Below are 15,784 nucleotides of genomic sequence, written 5' to 3'. Positions count from 1 at the left end.
CATGTTCGAGAAATTGCAACGGGCATTCTGGAAGGCCCTGACCCCGGACCTAGTGCCGGACCACCCGAAGGCGGTGGTCCAGGTCAAAGACGACGCAGCCCTGGGGGAGGCCGTCATTGCGGCGCTGGGCGGTGCGAACAACCTCAAGACCCGGCAGCGCGTGGCCCTGACCCGGGTGCGGGTGGAATTGCATGACCCGAGCTTGCTCGATGCCACGGCCTTGCGTAGCGCCGGCGTGCCCGGGGCAATGGCGCTGGCCGGGGGCGTGGTGCATCTGATCGTCGGCCTGTCTCCGACGTAGCCGCTGCCGAGCGAGCGAGGCTGCGTACGGGCGCGCAGCGCCCGCCAAGGCATCCAACGTGATGGTTCAGGTGCAACGCGTTGCCTGGGTTGCGGACGCTTCGCGCCCGTACGCAGCCTCGCAGGCTCGGCAGCGGCTACAGAGGGCGGTTACGCCTGCGTCCCGTCGCCGCGCCGCCCTTACCGTTTCTCAACTGCGGGTGTATCGTATTCGCCTTTTGCGGGCCCCGGCCTGCCGCGGATACGTGAGGTAGTTGAGTCCATGTCCTTTACCCGTCGACAGATACTCGGTGGTCTGGCCGGTCTTGCAGTGGTTGGCGTGGGCGCCGGTGGCGCGTCGCGCTATTGGCTGGGCAAGATGGCCGACGCCGAGGCGGGCCACGATTATCAACTGATCGCCGCGCCGCTGGACGTGGAGCTGGTGCCGGGCCACAAGACCGAAGCCTGGGCCTTCGGCCCGTCCGCGCCGGGTACCGAGCTGCGGGTGCGCCAGGGCGAGTGGCTGCGGGTGCGCTTCATCAACCACCTGCCGGTGGCCACCACCATTCACTGGCACGGCATTCGCCTGCCGCTGGAAATGGACGGCGTGCCTTACGTCTCGCAATTGCCGGTGATGCCGGGCGAGTACTTCGACTACAAATTCCGTGTGCCGGATGCCGGCAGCTACTGGTACCACCCGCACGTCAACAGCAGCGAGGAGCTGGGGCGTGGCCTGGTCGGCCCGCTGATCGTCGAAGAGCGCGAACCCACCGGCTTCAGGTACGAACGCACCCTGAGCCTGAAAAGCTGGCATGTGGATGAAGCCGGCGCCTTCGTGCCTTTCAGCATTCCCCGCGAGGCGGCGCGTGGCGGTACGGCGGGGCGCCTGTCGACCATCAATGGCGTGGCCCAGGCGGTGGTAGAAATTCCGGCCGGGCAGATCACCCGCGTGCGCCTGCTCAACCTCGACAACACCCTGACCTACCGCATCAACATTCCGGGCGTCGAAGCGCAGATCTACGCCCTGGACGGCAACCCCATCGAGCCGCGCCCGCTGGGCAAGGAATACTGGCTGGGGCCGGGCATGCGCATTTGCCTGGCGATCAAGGCGCCGCCGGCCGGCGAGGAGCTGTCGTTGCGCAACGGCCCGGTACGCCTGGGCACCTTGCGTTCGGTGGCCAACAACGATGCGCCGAGCCAATGGCCGCCGGCATTGCCGGCCAACCCGATCGCCGAGCCGGACCTGGCCAACGCCGAAAAGCTCAACTTCAACTTCGAGTGGGTTGGCTCGGTCTCGGTGAACGTGGAAAATGGCAAGCCACCGAGCCTCTGGCAGATCAACGGCAAGGCCTGGGACATCACCGACAAGACCTGCGCCGACCGTCCGATCGCCACGCTCAAGAAAGGCCAGAGCTACATTCTCGAATTGAAGAACATGACCCAGTACCAGCACCCGATCCACTTGCACGGCATGAGCTTCAAGGTCATCGCCTCGAACCGCAAGAAGATCACCCCGTACTTCACCGACACCTACCTGTTGGGCAAGAACGAGCGTGCCCGAGTGGCGCTGGTGGCGGATAACCCGGGGGTGTGGATGTTCCATTGCCATGTGATCGACCACATGGAAACCGGCCTTATGGCCGCCATCGAGGTGGCCTGATGCGACAGATTCGCCCCGCCCGGATCATCGACCGCAGCCGCGACCAGGACTTCATGCGTGAAGCCCTGGCCCTGGCCGCGCAGGGTGCGGCCCTGGGCGAAGTGCCGGTGGGCGCGGTGCTGGTGCAGGACGGGGAAATCATCGGCCGCGGCTACAACTGCCCGATCAGCGGCAGCGATCCCAGCGCCCACGCGGAAATGGTCGCGATCCGCGCCGCGGCCCAGGCGGTCAGCAACTATCGCCTGCCCGGCAGCACCCTCTACGTGACGTTGGAGCCCTGCAGCATGTGCGCCGGGCTGATCGTGCATTCGCGTATCGCGCGGGTGGTGTACGGCGCACTGGAGCCCAAGGCGGGCATCGTGCAGAGCCAGGGGCAGTTCTTCAACCAGGGGTTCCTCAACCACCGGGTGCTGGTCGAAGGCGGGGTGCTGGCCGAGGAATGCGGCGCGGTATTGAGCGAGTTTTTCAAGGCGCGCCGGGCCAGTCGCAACTGAGCCCCTTCCTCTTCCGTAGGAGCGAAGCTTGCTCGCGATGACGCCAGCGCGGGCCCTGCATGCCTTGAACCTGGCGTGACGTTTGAAATCGCTATCGCGGGCAAGCCTCGCTCCTACAGGGGGTGAGGCATTTATTTTTTGGCGACGATAACGGCGCGCATCGGCGCCGGCAGGCCTTCGATGGTCTTGCTGTGGTCGTTCGGGTCGAGGAAGTCGCTCAGCGACTGGTACTTCATCCACTCGGTGCCGCGTTGTTCCTCGACGCTGGTCACGCTCACATCCACGCACCGCACATCGCTGAAACCGGCACGGCGCAGCCACAATTCCAAAGCCGGCACCGACGGCAGGAACCACACGTTGCGCATCTGCGCGTAGCGGTCTTCCGGCACCAGCACCTGATGCTTATCGCCTTCCACCACCAGGGTTTCCAGCACCAGTTCGCCGCCCTTGACCAGGCAGTCCTTGAGCGCCAGCAGATGCTCGATCGGCGAGCGACGGTGGTAGAACACGCCCATGGAAAACACCGTGTCGAAGCCTTCCAGATTCGGCGGCAAGTCTTCGAAGGGGAACGGCAGGTGCCACACCGCAGGCTCCGACAGGTAACGCTGCACCGCCTGGAACTGGCAGAAGAACAGCCAGTTCGGATCGACGCCGATCACGCTGTGGGCGCCGGCGCCGAGCATGCGCCACATGTAATAGCCGTTGCCGCAGCCGACATCGAGGATGCGCTTGCCTTGCAGGTCCAAGTGCTTTGCTACCCGCGACCATTTCCAGTCCGAGCGCCATTCGGTGTCCACATGCACGCCAAACAAATCGAACGGGCCCTTGCGCCAGGGCGACAGGCCCATCAGCGCGCTGCGCATCTGGGCGCGGGTGGCATCGTCGCAATCGGTGTCCAGGGTCAGGCCGTTGAGCAGGTCGACCGTGCTCGGCTGGATCTTCGGCAAGGCGTCCAGGGCGCTTTGCCAGCGCTCCAGGTCGCCGTGGCCCTTTTCCATCTTGGTGTCGAGTTGCGCTTGCAGGGTGTTGGCCCAGTCAGCCAGCGGAGTACCGGCCAGACGGCGGGCGAGGGGGGATAGATCGATCATGGCAAGGCAATCAACGAGGCAAAGTTAAGACACTGGAACCACGGCACGACTTTCGAGAACCCGGCGGCCAGCAGGCGTTCGCGGTGTTCTTCGAGGCTGTCGGGCTTCATGACGTTTTCGATGGCGCTGCGTTTCTGGGCGATTTCCAGTTCGCTGTAGCCATTGGCGCGCTTGAAGGCGATGTGCAGGTCGGTGAGCAGCGCATGTTCCTCGGGATCATTGAAGCGCAGCTTCTCCGAAAGGATCAGCGCACCACCGGGCAGCAGCGCCTGGCGAATGCGCCCGAGCAGGGCCAGGCGCTGTTCGGGGGCGATGAATTGCAGGGTGAAGTTCAGCGCCACCACCGAGGCCGGCTGGAATTGCAGGGCGAGGATGTCGCCTTCGATCACCTCCACCGGCAACAGCTCCTGGAACATCGAATCCTGGCCGTTGAGGTACTCGCGGCAGCGTTCGACCATGGCCGCCGAGTTATCCACTGCGATCACCCGGCAGCCATCGGTGCGTACATGACGGCGCAGGGCCTGGGTCACGGCGCCGAGGGACGAACCCAGGTCGTAGAGCACGCTACCCGGCTGGGCGAACTGGGCGGCGAGCACGCCCAGGTTCTCGACAATGGTCGGGTAACCCGGCACCGAGCGCTTGATCATGTCCGGGAACACCCGCACCACGTCCTCGTTGAAGGCGAAGTCGGGCACCTGGGCCAGGGGCTGGGCGAAAAGGCGGTCGGGTTCTTTGCTCACGGCGGTTCCAGCGGTGGGGATAAAAAAGGGGGACGGCATTGTAGCCGCTGCCGCAGGCGGCGATAAGGCCTGTGGGGCCTTCAGGGCATTGAGGACGACACAAGGCGCCCCGGTGGATCCCCGCCTGTAATCCCGTAGCCCTGTAGCCGCTGCCGAGCCCGCGAGGCTGCGCACGGAGTTATTTGAAAGACCGCGGCGGCCGATTTTACGGCCGCTTTGTCGCAATGCCGCCCAAACCGATCGCAGCCTCGCGGGCTCGGCAGCGACTACAGATTCAGCGGGGTTTCTGGCTGAAGGCCGATGCTGCAATTCCCCATTGCCCCAGCCAGTAACTGATGATGATCAGGTAAGGCGCGGCATCGAAAGCCACCACAAAACGGCTGATGCCGATCACGCTGTCGGAGAACACGAAAGCCACGGCGCCGACGGCGGCCAGTTGCGCCGAGCGCTTGGGCACGTCGCTGCCCAGGCGGGCCAGGGCGCGCCAGAGCATGGCGCTGATGGCCAGGCCGTAGATGATCACCGGCACCAGCAACGGGCCGAGGCCATGGCTGATCAGGATCCCCAGGAGCACCGCCCCGACGCCCAGGGCCAGCAACAGCGGCACGGGCGCCAGGCGCCGGCAATCGCTGGTGTAGGCCTTGAGATAGGCCAGGTGGGCAATCAGGAAGGCACCGAGGCCAAATACGAACAGGTCGGCGGGCCAGGCCAGCAGCACATCGCCGAGCAGGGAAAACATCAGGCCGAGGCCGATCCAGCGGCGATAATCGCCGGCGGGCGCATCGTGCAACCAGCCGAGCAGGGCCAGTACCGGCAGCGGCTTGACCAGCAGGCACAGCAGGCTGGCGTGGATGCTCAGGCCGTAGAGGAAAGTAATCGCGCCCATCAGCGCCAGGATCAGCCAGCCCATGTCATTGGACCGAAATGGCGCAGTCGAAGGCTTTTACCGGCGCGACTTCCGGGGCCCAGGGTTGTTGATAGGTCAGCAGCAGGCGTCCGCTGCCGGCGGCGAAGGCCTGGAAACGCCAGGTGGACTGGCCACCGCTGCCCACCAGGCCGCTGTCTTCGGGGTTGCTGTAGACCTCGGGGCTGATTTTGCGCAGCACGCCACCGGCCGAGTCCTGGATCGCCCAGCGATAACCCGTGGTTGGGTTGCTTGGCAGGGTCAGGATTAGGTTTTGCCCCTTGCTCAGCTGTACCGGGCATTCGCTCTGTTTTTCGACCGTGACGTTTTGCTTGGGTTGGCTGGCGCAGGCGGCCAGCAGGGCAAGGCTGAGGGGCAGAAACAGACGAATCGGCGGCATGGGTCAGAAAGCTCCGTTCATGACAAACGGCGAGCATAACCGAAGATTGAGGAATATGTGCCGGGCTAGCAATTCTGTAGGAGCGAGGCTTGCCCGCGATCTAAACGCCGCGGTGTACCAGGCACACCGCAGCGAGGCCATCGCGGGCAAGCCTCGCTCCTACAGGAACGTGTTTAGAACAGCACTTTCGCCACGTCGGCGAAACGCTTGGCGAAGTGCACGGTGATGCCTTCCTTGAGGTAGTCCGGCAGTTCCTCGAAGTGGCCGCGGTTGGCTTCCGGCAGGATCAGCTCAAAAAGTTTCTGCCGGCGCGCCGCGATGACTTTCTCGCGCACCCCGCCAATGGGCAGGACATGCCCGGTCAGGGTCAGCTCGCCGGTCATGGCCACGCCCTTTTTCGGCGGCTGGTTGCGCGCCAGCGACAGCAAGGCGCTGGCCATGGTCACCCCGGCGCTCGGGCCGTCCTTCGGCGTGGCGCCTTCGGGCACGTGCAGGTGGACGAACGCCTCGTCGAAGAACTTGGCGTCGCCACCGAACTGCTTGAGGTGCGAAGTGACGTAGCTGTAGGCGATTTCCGCCGATTCCTTCATCACATCGCCCAACTGCCCGGTGAGCTTGAAGCCGCGGTTGAGGGTGTGAATCCGCGTGGCTTCGATTGGCAGCGTGGCGCCGCCCATGCTGGTCCAGGCCAGGCCGGTGATCACCCCGGTGCCGCTGAGCACTTGTTCGTTACGGAACACCGGCATGCCCAGGGAGGCCTCCAGGTCCTTGGTGCCGAGCTTGATCACCGCGTCCGGGTTGTCCAGCAGCCGCACCACCGCCTTGCGCACCAGTTTGCCCAGCTGTTTTTCCAGCTGGCGCACGCCGGCCTCGCGGGCGTAGCCATCGATCACCGCGCGCAGGGTCGCGTCGCTGATGCTCAGGTTGGCCTTGGACACACCCGCCTTTTCCAGCTGCTTGGGCCACAGGTGGCGCTTGGCGATGGCCAGTTTTTCTTCGGTGATGTAGCCCGACAGGCGAATCACTTCCATCCGGTCCAGCAACGGGCCGGGAATCGAGTCCAGGGTGTTGGCGGTGCACACGAACAGCACTTTCGACAGGTCCAGGCGCAGGTCCAGGTAGTGGTCGAGGAATTCCACGTTCTGTTCCGGGTCGAGGGTTTCCAGCAGCGCCGACGCCGGGTCGCCGTGGAAGCTCTGGCCCATCTTGTCGATCTCGTCGAGCATGATCACCGGGTTCATCACTTCGACGTCTTTCAAGGCCTGCACCAGCTTGCCCGGCAAGGCGCCGATGTAGGTGCGGCGATGGCCCTTGATCTCGGCCTCGTCACGCATGCCGCCGACGCTGAAGCGGTAGAACGGCCGGCCCAGGGATTCGGCGATGGATTTGCCGACACTGGTCTTGCCCACGCCGGGCGGGCCCACCAGCAGCACGATGGAACCGCTGATCTCGCCCTTGTAGGCGCCGACCGCGAGGAATTCGAGAATTCGGCTCTTGATGTCGTCGAGGCCGGCGTGGTGCTGGTCCAGCACCTTGCGCGCATGCTTGAGGTCGAGCTTGTCCTCGCCGAACACGCCCCAGGGCACCGCGGTGGCCCATTCCAGGTAGTTGCGGGTGACGGCGTATTCCGGCGAGCCGGTCTCGAGGATCGACAGCTTGTTCATCTCCTCCTCGATGCGTTTCTGCGCCTGGGGCGGCAGGACCTTGCCCTGCAGGCGCTGCTCGAACTGCTCGATGTCGGCGCTGCGGTCGTCCTTGGTCAGGCCCAGCTCCTGCTGGATCACCTTGAGCTGTTCCTTGAGGAAGAACTCGCGCTGGTGCTCGCCGATCTTGCGATTGACCTCCGCGGAAATCTCCTTCTGCAGGCGCGCGACCTCGACTTCCTTGCGCAGCATCGGCAGGACTTTTTCCATGCGCTTGAGCATCGGCACGCAGTCGAGCACTTCCTGCAATTCGTTGCCGGTGGCCGAGGTCAGCGCGGCGGCGAAGTCGGTCAGGGGCGAGGGGTCGTTGGGGCTGAAGCGGTTGAGGTAGTTCTTCAGTTCTTCGCTGTACAGCGGGTTGAGCGGCAGCAGTTCCTTGATCGCGTTGATCAGCGCCATGCCGTAGGCCTTGACCTCGTCGGTCGGCTCGCTCGGCTGATGCGGGTATTCGACCTCCACCAGGTACGGCGGGCGATGGTGCTTGAGCCAGGTGCGGATGCGCACGCGGGTCAGGCCCTGGGCCACGAACTGCAACTTGCCGCCCTCGCGGCTGGCGTGGTGCACCTTGACCAGGGTGCCGTACAGCGGCAGGGACGAGGTATCGAAATGGCGTGGATCTTCCGGCGGGGTGTCCATGAAGAACAGCGCCAGTGAATGGTGTTCGGACTTGCTCACCAGTTCCAGGGTTTCGGCCCAGGGTTCTTCGTTGACGATCACCGGCAGGACTTGCGCGGGGAAGAAGGGCCGGTTGTGGATGGGAATGATGTAGACCTTGTCCGGCAGATTCTGCCCGGGTAGCGCCAGGCCCGTGCCGGAGGACGTATGGAGTTCGGCGTTTTCCGGGTCGGCGTATTCACTCATGGTTTCAGGAAGTTCTTGCTGGTCGCTCATGGGGCACCTGCGCAATGGGGTATGGGCAGTTAGATGGGGCAGCTGATGAGCGGTTTCAATGGTGGGCGGGCCGGATCAATTATTTCAGTCCTTGTCGGCGCAACGCGGTGCAGCTTTCAAAACCGCGATGGCGAGGCTGTCATTTCTGCGCAGGAACGTTGGTAAATTGGCGGTGACAGAAAAATGACATTGTAAACCCCCTGATTTTATTGCGTGATCTTCTGGTCTGGGCGGTCTAATCTGCAACGATTGAATGTCATCATGGAAATGGCATTTATTTGACGCATCTTTAGCCGCCCAGAGGGACGCGTAATGATCAAGGGACTTTTCAGCGGGGAGCAGCGGCTGTCGCCGTGGCGGTGCAAGGTCGAGAACAGTGAGGTCGCGGCGGCGAGAGCGGCCTCATGAAGTGGCGCCATACGTTCCAGGTGAGAATCACGGGAGTATTGGCGTTATTGCTGTTGATCGTGATCGGGGTGGTGTATTTCGCCGTCAAGGCCGCGACCAATCACGCGGTGGAAAACCAGGCGCAAGTGCAGCTGCAAACCGGCACCCGGGTGTTCGAACGCCTGCTCGAACTGCGCGGCCGGCGCTTGCGTTATGGCGTGGACTGGCTGGTGGTGGACGCGCGGTTTCGCCAGGCGGTGATCAACGGCGACTCGCAGGAGATCCTCCACGCGCTGCGCCAGCATGGCACCGGCACCCGCGGCAGCGAGCTGTTCGTGCTTGGCGCCGAAGGCACGGTGATCGCCAGCACCCTGGCGACCATCGCCGAGCACGAGCAGTTTCCCTACGACCGGGCCCTGCGCACGGCCCTGCGGCAGAACAAAAGCATGTTGATCGTCGCGCTCAAGGGCCAGCCTTACCTGTTGGTCCAGGGCCAGGTGCTGACGCCGATGCACATGAACCGGGTCGTCATGGCGTTTCGCATGGACGACCTGTTCGCCAGCGAACTGCGCTCCATGAGCAACCTGGAGGTGTCTTTCCTCACCTTGCAGGACCGGCGCGCGGGGGAGCTGTTCAGCACCCAGCCGGACATTTTCTGGGCCACCATCATCACCACCCTGCGCAACGAGGCCTGGCGCTCGCGACCGCAGTTGAGCGATGCCCACGGCAAGCGCTTTCTCAACCAGGCCCTGCAACTGGCCAATACCGGCGACCCCGACGACCCCAAGGTTTTGGCGTTGCTGCAAAGCCCGCTGGATCACGCCTTGCAGGCCTTTGCGCCGCTGGACAGGGAGTTCCTGGCGATTGCCCTGGTGGCGTTGGTGGTGTCGCTGGCCTGCGCCCTGCTCATGGCGCGGCGGGTCTCGCGGCCGCTGAACGTGCTGGCCGAGGCGGCCCAGCGCATCGGCGCGGGAAATTACCAGACGCCGGTGGTGCTCAAGCGCACCGACGAGTTCGGCTTGTTGGCCGAGGCGATCAATGCCATGCAAAGCGGGATTGCCAGCCGCGAGATGCAGCTGGCCCACAACGCCCTGCACGACCCCCTGACCGGCCTGCCCAACCGGGCGCTGGCCATGGAACGCCTGAGCAATGCCATCAACGCCGGGCGCAATGTGGTGCTGCTGTACCTGGGCATCGAGGATTACCGTGCGATCAACGAGGGCCTGGGCCCGGAAGGCGTGGAACAGATGATGCGCGAAGTCAGCCGGCGGCTGTCGGAGACCGTATCCGCCGGCGACACCGCCGCGCGCATCACCGCCAACGAGTTCCTGTTGCTCCTGGAAAACACCGAGATCGACGGGGCGGTGGCCATGGCCGACCGGCTCCACGCGTTACTGAGCCGGCCGCAGACCCTCCATGGCGATGAGGTGCAGCGCCAGGTGTGCATTGGCGTGGCGGTCTACCCCACCGACGGGCAATCGGCGGAAGAGCTCATCAGCCGCGCCGCCATCGCCCGCCACGACGCGGCCGCCCAGCCCGGCTACCTGCAGATCTACCAGCAGGATCGCGACCTCGCCCATCAGCGCCAGGTCGGGCTGATCCGCGACCTGCGCCGGGCCGCGGCGGAAGGCGAGCTGTTCCTGCTGTACCAGCCCAAGCTGGACCTGCGCCATGGCCATGTGCATCAGGCCGAAGCCCTGTTGCGCTGGCAGCACCCGGAGTTCGGCATGGTCTCGCCGGCCGAGTTCATCCCCCTGGCCGAGCGCACCGGCAGCATGAACAGCCTGACCCTGTGGGTGATCGAGGAGGGCATGCGGCAACTGGCCGAATGGAACATGCGCGGGCTGCATCTGCAGTTGTCGCTGAACATCTCGGCCGATGACCTGCATGGCTACGACCTGGCGGCCCGGGTGAGTGTGCTGCTGCAACGGTATCGGCTGTCCGCCGAGCAGCTGATTTTCGAGATCACCGAAAGCGCCATCATGCGGCACCCGGAGCAGGCGCTGGAGGTGTTGCAGAGCCTGCGCGACTGCGGCATCAGCCTGTCGGTGGACGACTTCGGCACCGGCTACTCGTCGCTGGCGCAATTGCAGCGGCTGCCGGTGCAGGAGCTGAAGATTGACCAGTCGTTTATCCGCAACCTCGACGAAACCAGCGGCGACGCGGTGATCGTGCGTTCCACCATCGAGATGAGCCACAACCTGGGGCTCAAGGTGGTGGCCGAAGGGGTGGAGCAGGAGCGCAGCCTGCGCCTGCTGGAGCGCTGGCATTGCGACACGGCCCAGGGCTACTTGATCAGCCGGCCGCTGGGCGCCGTGGCCTTCGAGGCGTGGCTGATGAAGTCGCGCATTTCCAGCTGAGCTGCACGGTATGGCCGTTCCAGGCGCTGGCGCCAGGCATTCGCAGGCCCTGCTTCAGGGTGTGAAGCCTGTCGTCAGGGAGGGCCGGCTTACTGCTTGGTGCACTCGGCGGGGAGCGCTACGACGCCGCCCATGGTGGCGAAGGCGACCATGCCGCCACTGGGCAAGATGCAATTGTATTCGCCGTTGCTGGTGCTGGCGGTGAAGTAGGTCTGGGAAGCGTCGCTACGCACGTTGGAGACCGCGTCCACGGGCTTGCCGAGGGTGGTCTGGGCGCGGTTCTTGAGGTCGTCGTTGCTGGGTTTGGCAATGGCGCAACCGCCCAGGGCGAGTGCCAGGAGGCCGAGCAGCGTGAGGCGACGGGCAGCGGGGTGCAGGTTCATGGTGATTCTTCCTTGGTGTCGTTGTGTTTTCTACGGCGCAGCCGGCCCCGACACCGCAGAGCGGTGGTGGGCAGAAGAGCGAGTGGTTGCTGGGCACTATATCGCCGGGGTGGGGGAGGGTCGATTAGCACAGATGGGCTAATGTCCCTTTGCAATGAGCGGCTGGGATGAGTCGGTGCAGGGCCGGCTGGAGCCGCCAGCCCCGGGATCAAGGTTCAGGTCAGCAAGGGTTCCTGCAGGCGTCGCCCGAGCACGTCCAGCAAGTCGCACCCGTCGCGCAGCGGAATCACGCAAAGCTGGGCGAAGTCCTGGAGCAGGGCCGGGTTGCCGAGCAAGTTGGCGTCGCTGGCGATGTTTTCCAGCAGCTGGGCCGCCGCACGGATGCGGTGGACAGCGGCTTCATGCAGCACATCCAGGGGCGCCTCGGTGTCGATCAGCAAGGCGGGGATGGTGCAGTCGTTGCTGGTGAGGGCCATGTAGCGGCGGGGGGCGGTGGGTAGGGCGGGTGTATCGGAAACAACCTTTTTCATTGAACTGGCTCCAGTGCGCCCAGGGTCATCAAAAGGGTTCCTACGCCCTGTCACTGAATTGGCAGTGACAGGCCAAACCATAGAGTCCGAGGCCCGGCGGGACAAGGTGATGGGAGTCGACGCGTGTTGTAGGAATTTTCGCTATAACCGCCGCCCCCGATTCCGGCTCGACATTGGCCTGTAGCCGCTGCCGAGCCCGCGAGGCTGCGATAAGGCCCGCAGGGCCTTGGTTCGCGATTTCCCGCCGGACCTCTGGCGGCCTTTAGATTGTCGCGTCCGCTTCGCGGCCGATCGCAGCCTTCGGCAGCGGCTACAGGTTGATCGCGCCCGGCATCAACACCGATCTGGGATCGACATTGGTCTGTAGCCGCTGCCGAGCCCGCGAGGCTGCGATAAGGCCCGCAGGGCCTTGGTTCGCGATCTCCCGCCGGACCTCTGACGGCCCTTTAGATTGTGGCGTCCGCTTCGCGGCCGATCGCAGCCTGCGGCAGCGGCTACAGGTTGATCGCCGCCCGGCATCAACACCGATTCCGGCTCGACATTGGCCCGTTGCCGCTGCCGAGCCAGCGAGGCTGCGATAAGGCCCGCAGGGCCTTGGTTCGCGATTTCCTGCCGGACCTCTGGTGGCCTTTAGATTGTGGCGTCCGCTTCGCGGCCGATCGCAGCCTTCGGCAGCGGCTACAGGTTGATCGCCGCCCGGCATCAACACCGATTTTGGCGTGACATTGGCCTGTAGCCGCTGCCGAGCCCGCGAGGCTGCGATAAGGCCCGCAGGGCCTTGGTTCCCGATCTCCCGCCGGACCTCTGGCGGCCTTTAGATTGTCGCGTCCGCTTCGCGGCCGATCGCAGCCTGCGGCAGCGGCTACAGGTTGATCGCGCCCGGCATCAACACCGATCTGGGATCGACATTGGTCTGTAGCCGCTGCCGAGCCCGCGAGGCTGCGATAAGGCCCGCAGGGCCTTGGTTCGCGATTTCCCGCCGGACCTCTGGTGGCCCTTCAGATTGTGGCGTCCGCTTCGCGGCCGATCGCAGCCTTCGGCAGCGGCTACAGGTTGATCGCCGCCCGGCATCAACGCCGATTTTGGCGTGACATTGGCCTGTAGCCGCTGCCGAGCCCGCGAGGCTGCGATAAGGCCCGCAGGGCCTTGGTTCGCGATTTCCCGCCGGACCTCTGGCGGCCCTTTAGATTGTGGCGTCCGCTTCGCGGCCGATCGCAGCCTTCGGCAGCGGCTACATGAATCGTTATCGTCCGGGAACATTGTGGGTGCTTGGGCGGGCCTTATCGCGGGCAAGCCTCGCTCCTACGAAGGCGTGAGGAAGGACATTGCGATTCTGTTTCTGTAGGAGCGAAGCTTGCTCGCGATGACGTCAGGCCGGGCAATACACATGAGAAGACTGAAGCAACGTCCCCCAGCGCTCGCCATAAAAAAAGGCGGCTACCCGCAAGTAGCCGCCTTTTCATTCACCGCCGCTAACGCTTATTCCGGCAGTTTGTAGGCAATGATGTAGTCGCCCATCTTGGTGCCCAGCGAGCCGTGGCCGCCCACGACCACCAGCACGTATTGCTTGCCATCCTTGCCGGTGTAGCTCATCGGCGTGGCCTGGCCGCCCGCTGGCAGGCGTGACTTCCACAGTTCCTTGCCGTTGTTCACGTCATAACCGCGGATGTACTGGTCCAGGGTGCCGCTGAGGAAGCCTACGCCGCCGGCGGTGACCATCGAGCCGCCCATGCTCGGCACGCCGATGGGCAGGCCGATCGGTACCGGCGAGCTGTCGCGGCTGGTGCCGTTCTTGTGCTTCCACACCACTTTGTTGGTGGTCAGGTCGATACCGGCCACGTAGCCCCAGGCCGGGGCCTGGCAAGGTACGCCGAACGGCGACATGAACGGATGCATGATCACCGCGTAAGGCGCGCCGGTGTTGGGTTGCACGCCGGAGGTTTCGCTTTCGCGCTTGCTGTCGGCGGCGACTTCGGCGCGCGGCACCAGCTTGGAAACGAAGGCCATGTAGTTCGGGCTGGTGAACAGCAGGTGGCGGACCGGGTCGATCGACACGCTGCCCCAGTTGAACACGCCGACGTTACCCGGGTAGACCAGGCTGCCCTGGATCGACGGCGGGGTGTACTGGCCTTCGTAGCGCAGTTCCTTGAACTGGATGCGGCACAGCATCTGGTCGAACGGCGTGGCGCCCCACATGCCTTTTTCTTCCAGCGGCGGTGGCAGCAGGTTCAGGTCCGAACGGGCCTGGGTCGGCGCAGTACGGTCACCCTCGACCGCACCGCCCGGTGCCGGCACTTCGCGGATCGGCACGATCGGGGTGCCGTCGCGGCGGTCCAGCACATACAGGCTGCCTTGCTTGGTCGGCTGGATCAGCGCCGGCTTGATGCCGTCGGCGGTCTTCATGTCCACCAGGGTCGGCTGGCTGCCCACGTCCATGTCCCACAGGTCATGGTGAGTGAACTGGTAGTTCCAGCGCAGCTTGCCGGTGTCGATGTCCAGGGCCACGGTGCCGGCGCTGAATTTCTCGGCGCCCTCGGTGCGGTTGCCGCCCCATTGGTCAGGCATCTGGTTGCCCAGTGGCAGGTAGACCAGGCCCAGCTTCTCGTCGACGCTGGCCAGGGACCACATGTTCGGCGAGTTGCGAGTGTAGGTCTGGCCTTCCGGCAGCGGCGTGGTGACGTCGGGGTTGCCGGCGTCCCAGTTCCAGACCAGGTGGCCGTCGTGCACGTCGAAGGCGCGGATCACGCCGGACGGCTCGTTGGTCGACTCGTTGTCGGTCACGTGGCCGCCGATGATCACCAGGTTACGGGTGATGGCCGCCGGCGACGTCGAGTAGTAGCCGCCCGGGGTGAACGGGCCGATACCGGCCTTGAGGTCCACCGCGCCTTTGTTGCCGAAGTCTTCGCAGACCTTGCCGGTGTCGGCGTTGAGGGCGATCAGGCGCGCGTCGGCGGTCGGCAGGAACAGGCGACGCGGGCAGCTGGCGGCGATGGCCTGGCCGGCGGCCGAGAGGCTGGCCGGGGTGCTGATGGCGTCGGTCTTGTTGAAGCTGGCTTCGTCGTAGTACGACACGCCACGGCAGGTCATGTGCGCCCAGCCGCGGAAGTCATCGCCGTTCGGGCCCTGGATCTTCGGGTCGAAACGCCAGATTTCCTTGCCGGTGTCCGGGTCCAGCGCCAGCACCTGGCTGTGGGCGGTGCAGGCATAGAGCATGCCGTTGACCTTCAGCGGGGTGTTCTGGTTAGTGATTTCCACCGGGTCCTTGTCGGTTGGCATGTCGCCGGTGCGGATGCGCCAGGCTTCCTGCAGCTTGCCGACGTTGGCCGGGGTGATCTGCTTGAGTGGCGAGTAGCGGTCGCCGAATTCGCTGCGGCCATACGCCTGCCAGTCGCCTTCGGGCATCGACGGCGCGGCGCTGGTGGTGCTGGCGCTTTCGCGGCCCAGCTCGCCCGAGATCTCGCCAGGGTTGGTGAACTGGCTACCGATCGCGGCACCACCGGCCAGGACCACGGCCGCGCCGAGTACCGCGGTACCCAGCGGCGCCGGGCCGTTGCGCAGCAGCGGACGGCGGAACCATGGCAGCAGCAGAACCACACCCAGGGCAAACAACAGCGACAGGCGCGGCACCAGCTGCCACCAGTCCAGGCCGACTTCCCACAGGGCCCAGACGGCGCTGGCGAACAGCACCACACCGTAGACGATCAGCGCGGCACTACGGCCGGCCAGCAGCAGCACGCCGCTGACGATCAGGCCGATACCCGCCAGCAGGTAGTACAGCGAGCCGCCGAGCATGCTCAGCTTGATCCCCCCGGCCAGCATGGCCAGGCCCATTAGCAGCAGCAAGATACCGAGCAGGCTCGGCAGCAGGCGGCTCGGACTTGAAGCACCCTCAGTGCTCATAGTGTGGTTCTCCGTAATGTTTAAGGTAGTCCCGCGCTTGTTCACTTTAGATGACGATCAAGCGC

General features: G+C 64.9%; 12 protein-coding genes. 4 read left to right on the top strand and 8 right to left on the bottom strand.

Translation table 11 applies throughout. The features are described from left to right. Position 1: 1 nt before the first annotated feature. The 3 genes from BLV20_RS14065 (at position 2) to tadA (ending at position 2,433) form a co-directional block, all read left to right on the top strand. The gene (locus tag BLV20_RS14065; protein WP_092302399.1) at positions 2-301 is read left to right on the top strand and encodes a PTS sugar transporter subunit IIB; all 300 of its coding nucleotides are present in this window, start codon (positions 2-4) and stop codon (positions 299-301) included. Positions 302-562: 261 nt separating this feature from the next. After that, on the top strand, positions 563-1,939 hold the full coding sequence (locus tag BLV20_RS14060; protein ID WP_092302397.1) for a multicopper oxidase family protein: 1,377 nt from the start codon (positions 563-565) through the stop codon (positions 1,937-1,939). After that, a complete protein-coding gene (gene tadA / locus BLV20_RS14055) occupies positions 1,939-2,433 on the top strand; it encodes a tRNA adenosine(34) deaminase TadA (protein ID WP_092302395.1) in 495 nt (164 codons plus the stop codon). Before BLV20_RS14060 ends, tadA begins: the two co-directional genes overlap by 1 nt. 131 nt (positions 2,434-2,564) lie before the next feature. Here tadA and cmoB read toward each other — a convergent pair whose 3' ends face one another. The 5 genes from cmoB to lon all read right to left on the bottom strand — a co-directional run bounded on the left by cmoB (position 2,565) and on the right by lon (position 8,159). Further along, positions 2,565-3,521 carry a tRNA 5-methoxyuridine(34)/uridine 5-oxyacetic acid(34) synthase CmoB gene (gene cmoB, locus BLV20_RS14050; protein ID WP_092302393.1) on the bottom strand — a complete coding sequence of 319 codons (957 nt, stop codon included), beginning with the start codon at positions 3,519-3,521 and terminating at the stop codon, positions 2,565-2,567. Continuing rightward, positions 3,518-4,261 (bottom strand): carboxy-S-adenosyl-L-methionine synthase CmoA, encoded by a 744-nt coding sequence (gene cmoA / locus BLV20_RS14045; protein WP_092302391.1) that lies wholly within the window; start codon positions 4,259-4,261, stop codon positions 3,518-3,520. The genes cmoB and cmoA overlap by 4 nt, the downstream gene beginning before the upstream one ends. 274 nt (positions 4,262-4,535) lie before the next feature. Next, complete coding sequence (locus BLV20_RS14040; protein WP_092302389.1) at positions 4,536-5,171, bottom strand: lysoplasmalogenase; 636 nt, start codon at positions 5,169-5,171, stop codon at positions 4,536-4,538. A 1-nt stretch (position 5,172) separates the two neighbouring features. After that, positions 5,173-5,565: a protease inhibitor I42 family protein gene (locus BLV20_RS14035; RefSeq protein ID WP_092302387.1), complete on the bottom strand. Its 393-nt coding sequence runs from the start codon at positions 5,563-5,565 to the stop codon at positions 5,173-5,175. Between the two features lie 173 nt (positions 5,566-5,738). Continuing rightward, entirely contained in the window at positions 5,739-8,159 is a 2,421-nt protein-coding gene (gene lon, locus BLV20_RS14030; protein WP_092302385.1) for an endopeptidase La, read from the bottom strand. 404 nt (positions 8,160-8,563) lie between these two features. On the opposite strand from lon, the gene BLV20_RS14025 reads away from it, so the two are divergent. Next, on the top strand, positions 8,564-10,906 hold the full coding sequence (locus tag BLV20_RS14025; protein WP_092302383.1) for a putative bifunctional diguanylate cyclase/phosphodiesterase: 2,343 nt from the start codon (positions 8,564-8,566) through the stop codon (positions 10,904-10,906). A gap of 89 nt (positions 10,907-10,995) precedes the next feature. Here BLV20_RS14025 and BLV20_RS14020 read toward each other — a convergent pair whose 3' ends face one another. The 3 genes from BLV20_RS14020 to BLV20_RS14010 all read right to left on the bottom strand — a co-directional run bounded on the left by BLV20_RS14020 (position 10,996) and on the right by BLV20_RS14010 (position 15,719). Beyond that, the gene (locus BLV20_RS14020; RefSeq protein ID WP_092302382.1) at positions 10,996-11,289 is read right to left on the bottom strand and encodes a hypothetical protein; all 294 of its coding nucleotides are present in this window, start codon (positions 11,287-11,289) and stop codon (positions 10,996-10,998) included. Between the two features lie 215 nt (positions 11,290-11,504). Continuing rightward, the gene (locus tag BLV20_RS14015) at positions 11,505-11,819 is read right to left on the bottom strand and encodes a hypothetical protein (protein WP_092302380.1); all 315 of its coding nucleotides are present in this window, start codon (positions 11,817-11,819) and stop codon (positions 11,505-11,507) included. A gap of 1,479 nt (positions 11,820-13,298) precedes the next feature. Continuing rightward, positions 13,299-15,719: a glucose/quinate/shikimate family membrane-bound PQQ-dependent dehydrogenase gene (locus BLV20_RS14010; RefSeq protein WP_092302378.1), complete on the bottom strand. Its 2,421-nt coding sequence runs from the start codon at positions 15,717-15,719 to the stop codon at positions 13,299-13,301. Between the last annotated feature and the right edge of the window lie 65 nt (positions 15,720-15,784).

Origin of the sequence: Pseudomonas sp. NFIX28, assembly GCF_900107395.1 — a bacterium.
Lineage (GTDB): Bacteria > Pseudomonadota > Gammaproteobacteria > Pseudomonadales > Pseudomonadaceae > Aquipseudomonas.
Note: the sequence above shows the minus strand (reverse complement) of the source record. Positions and strands in the feature narration are given on the sequence as shown.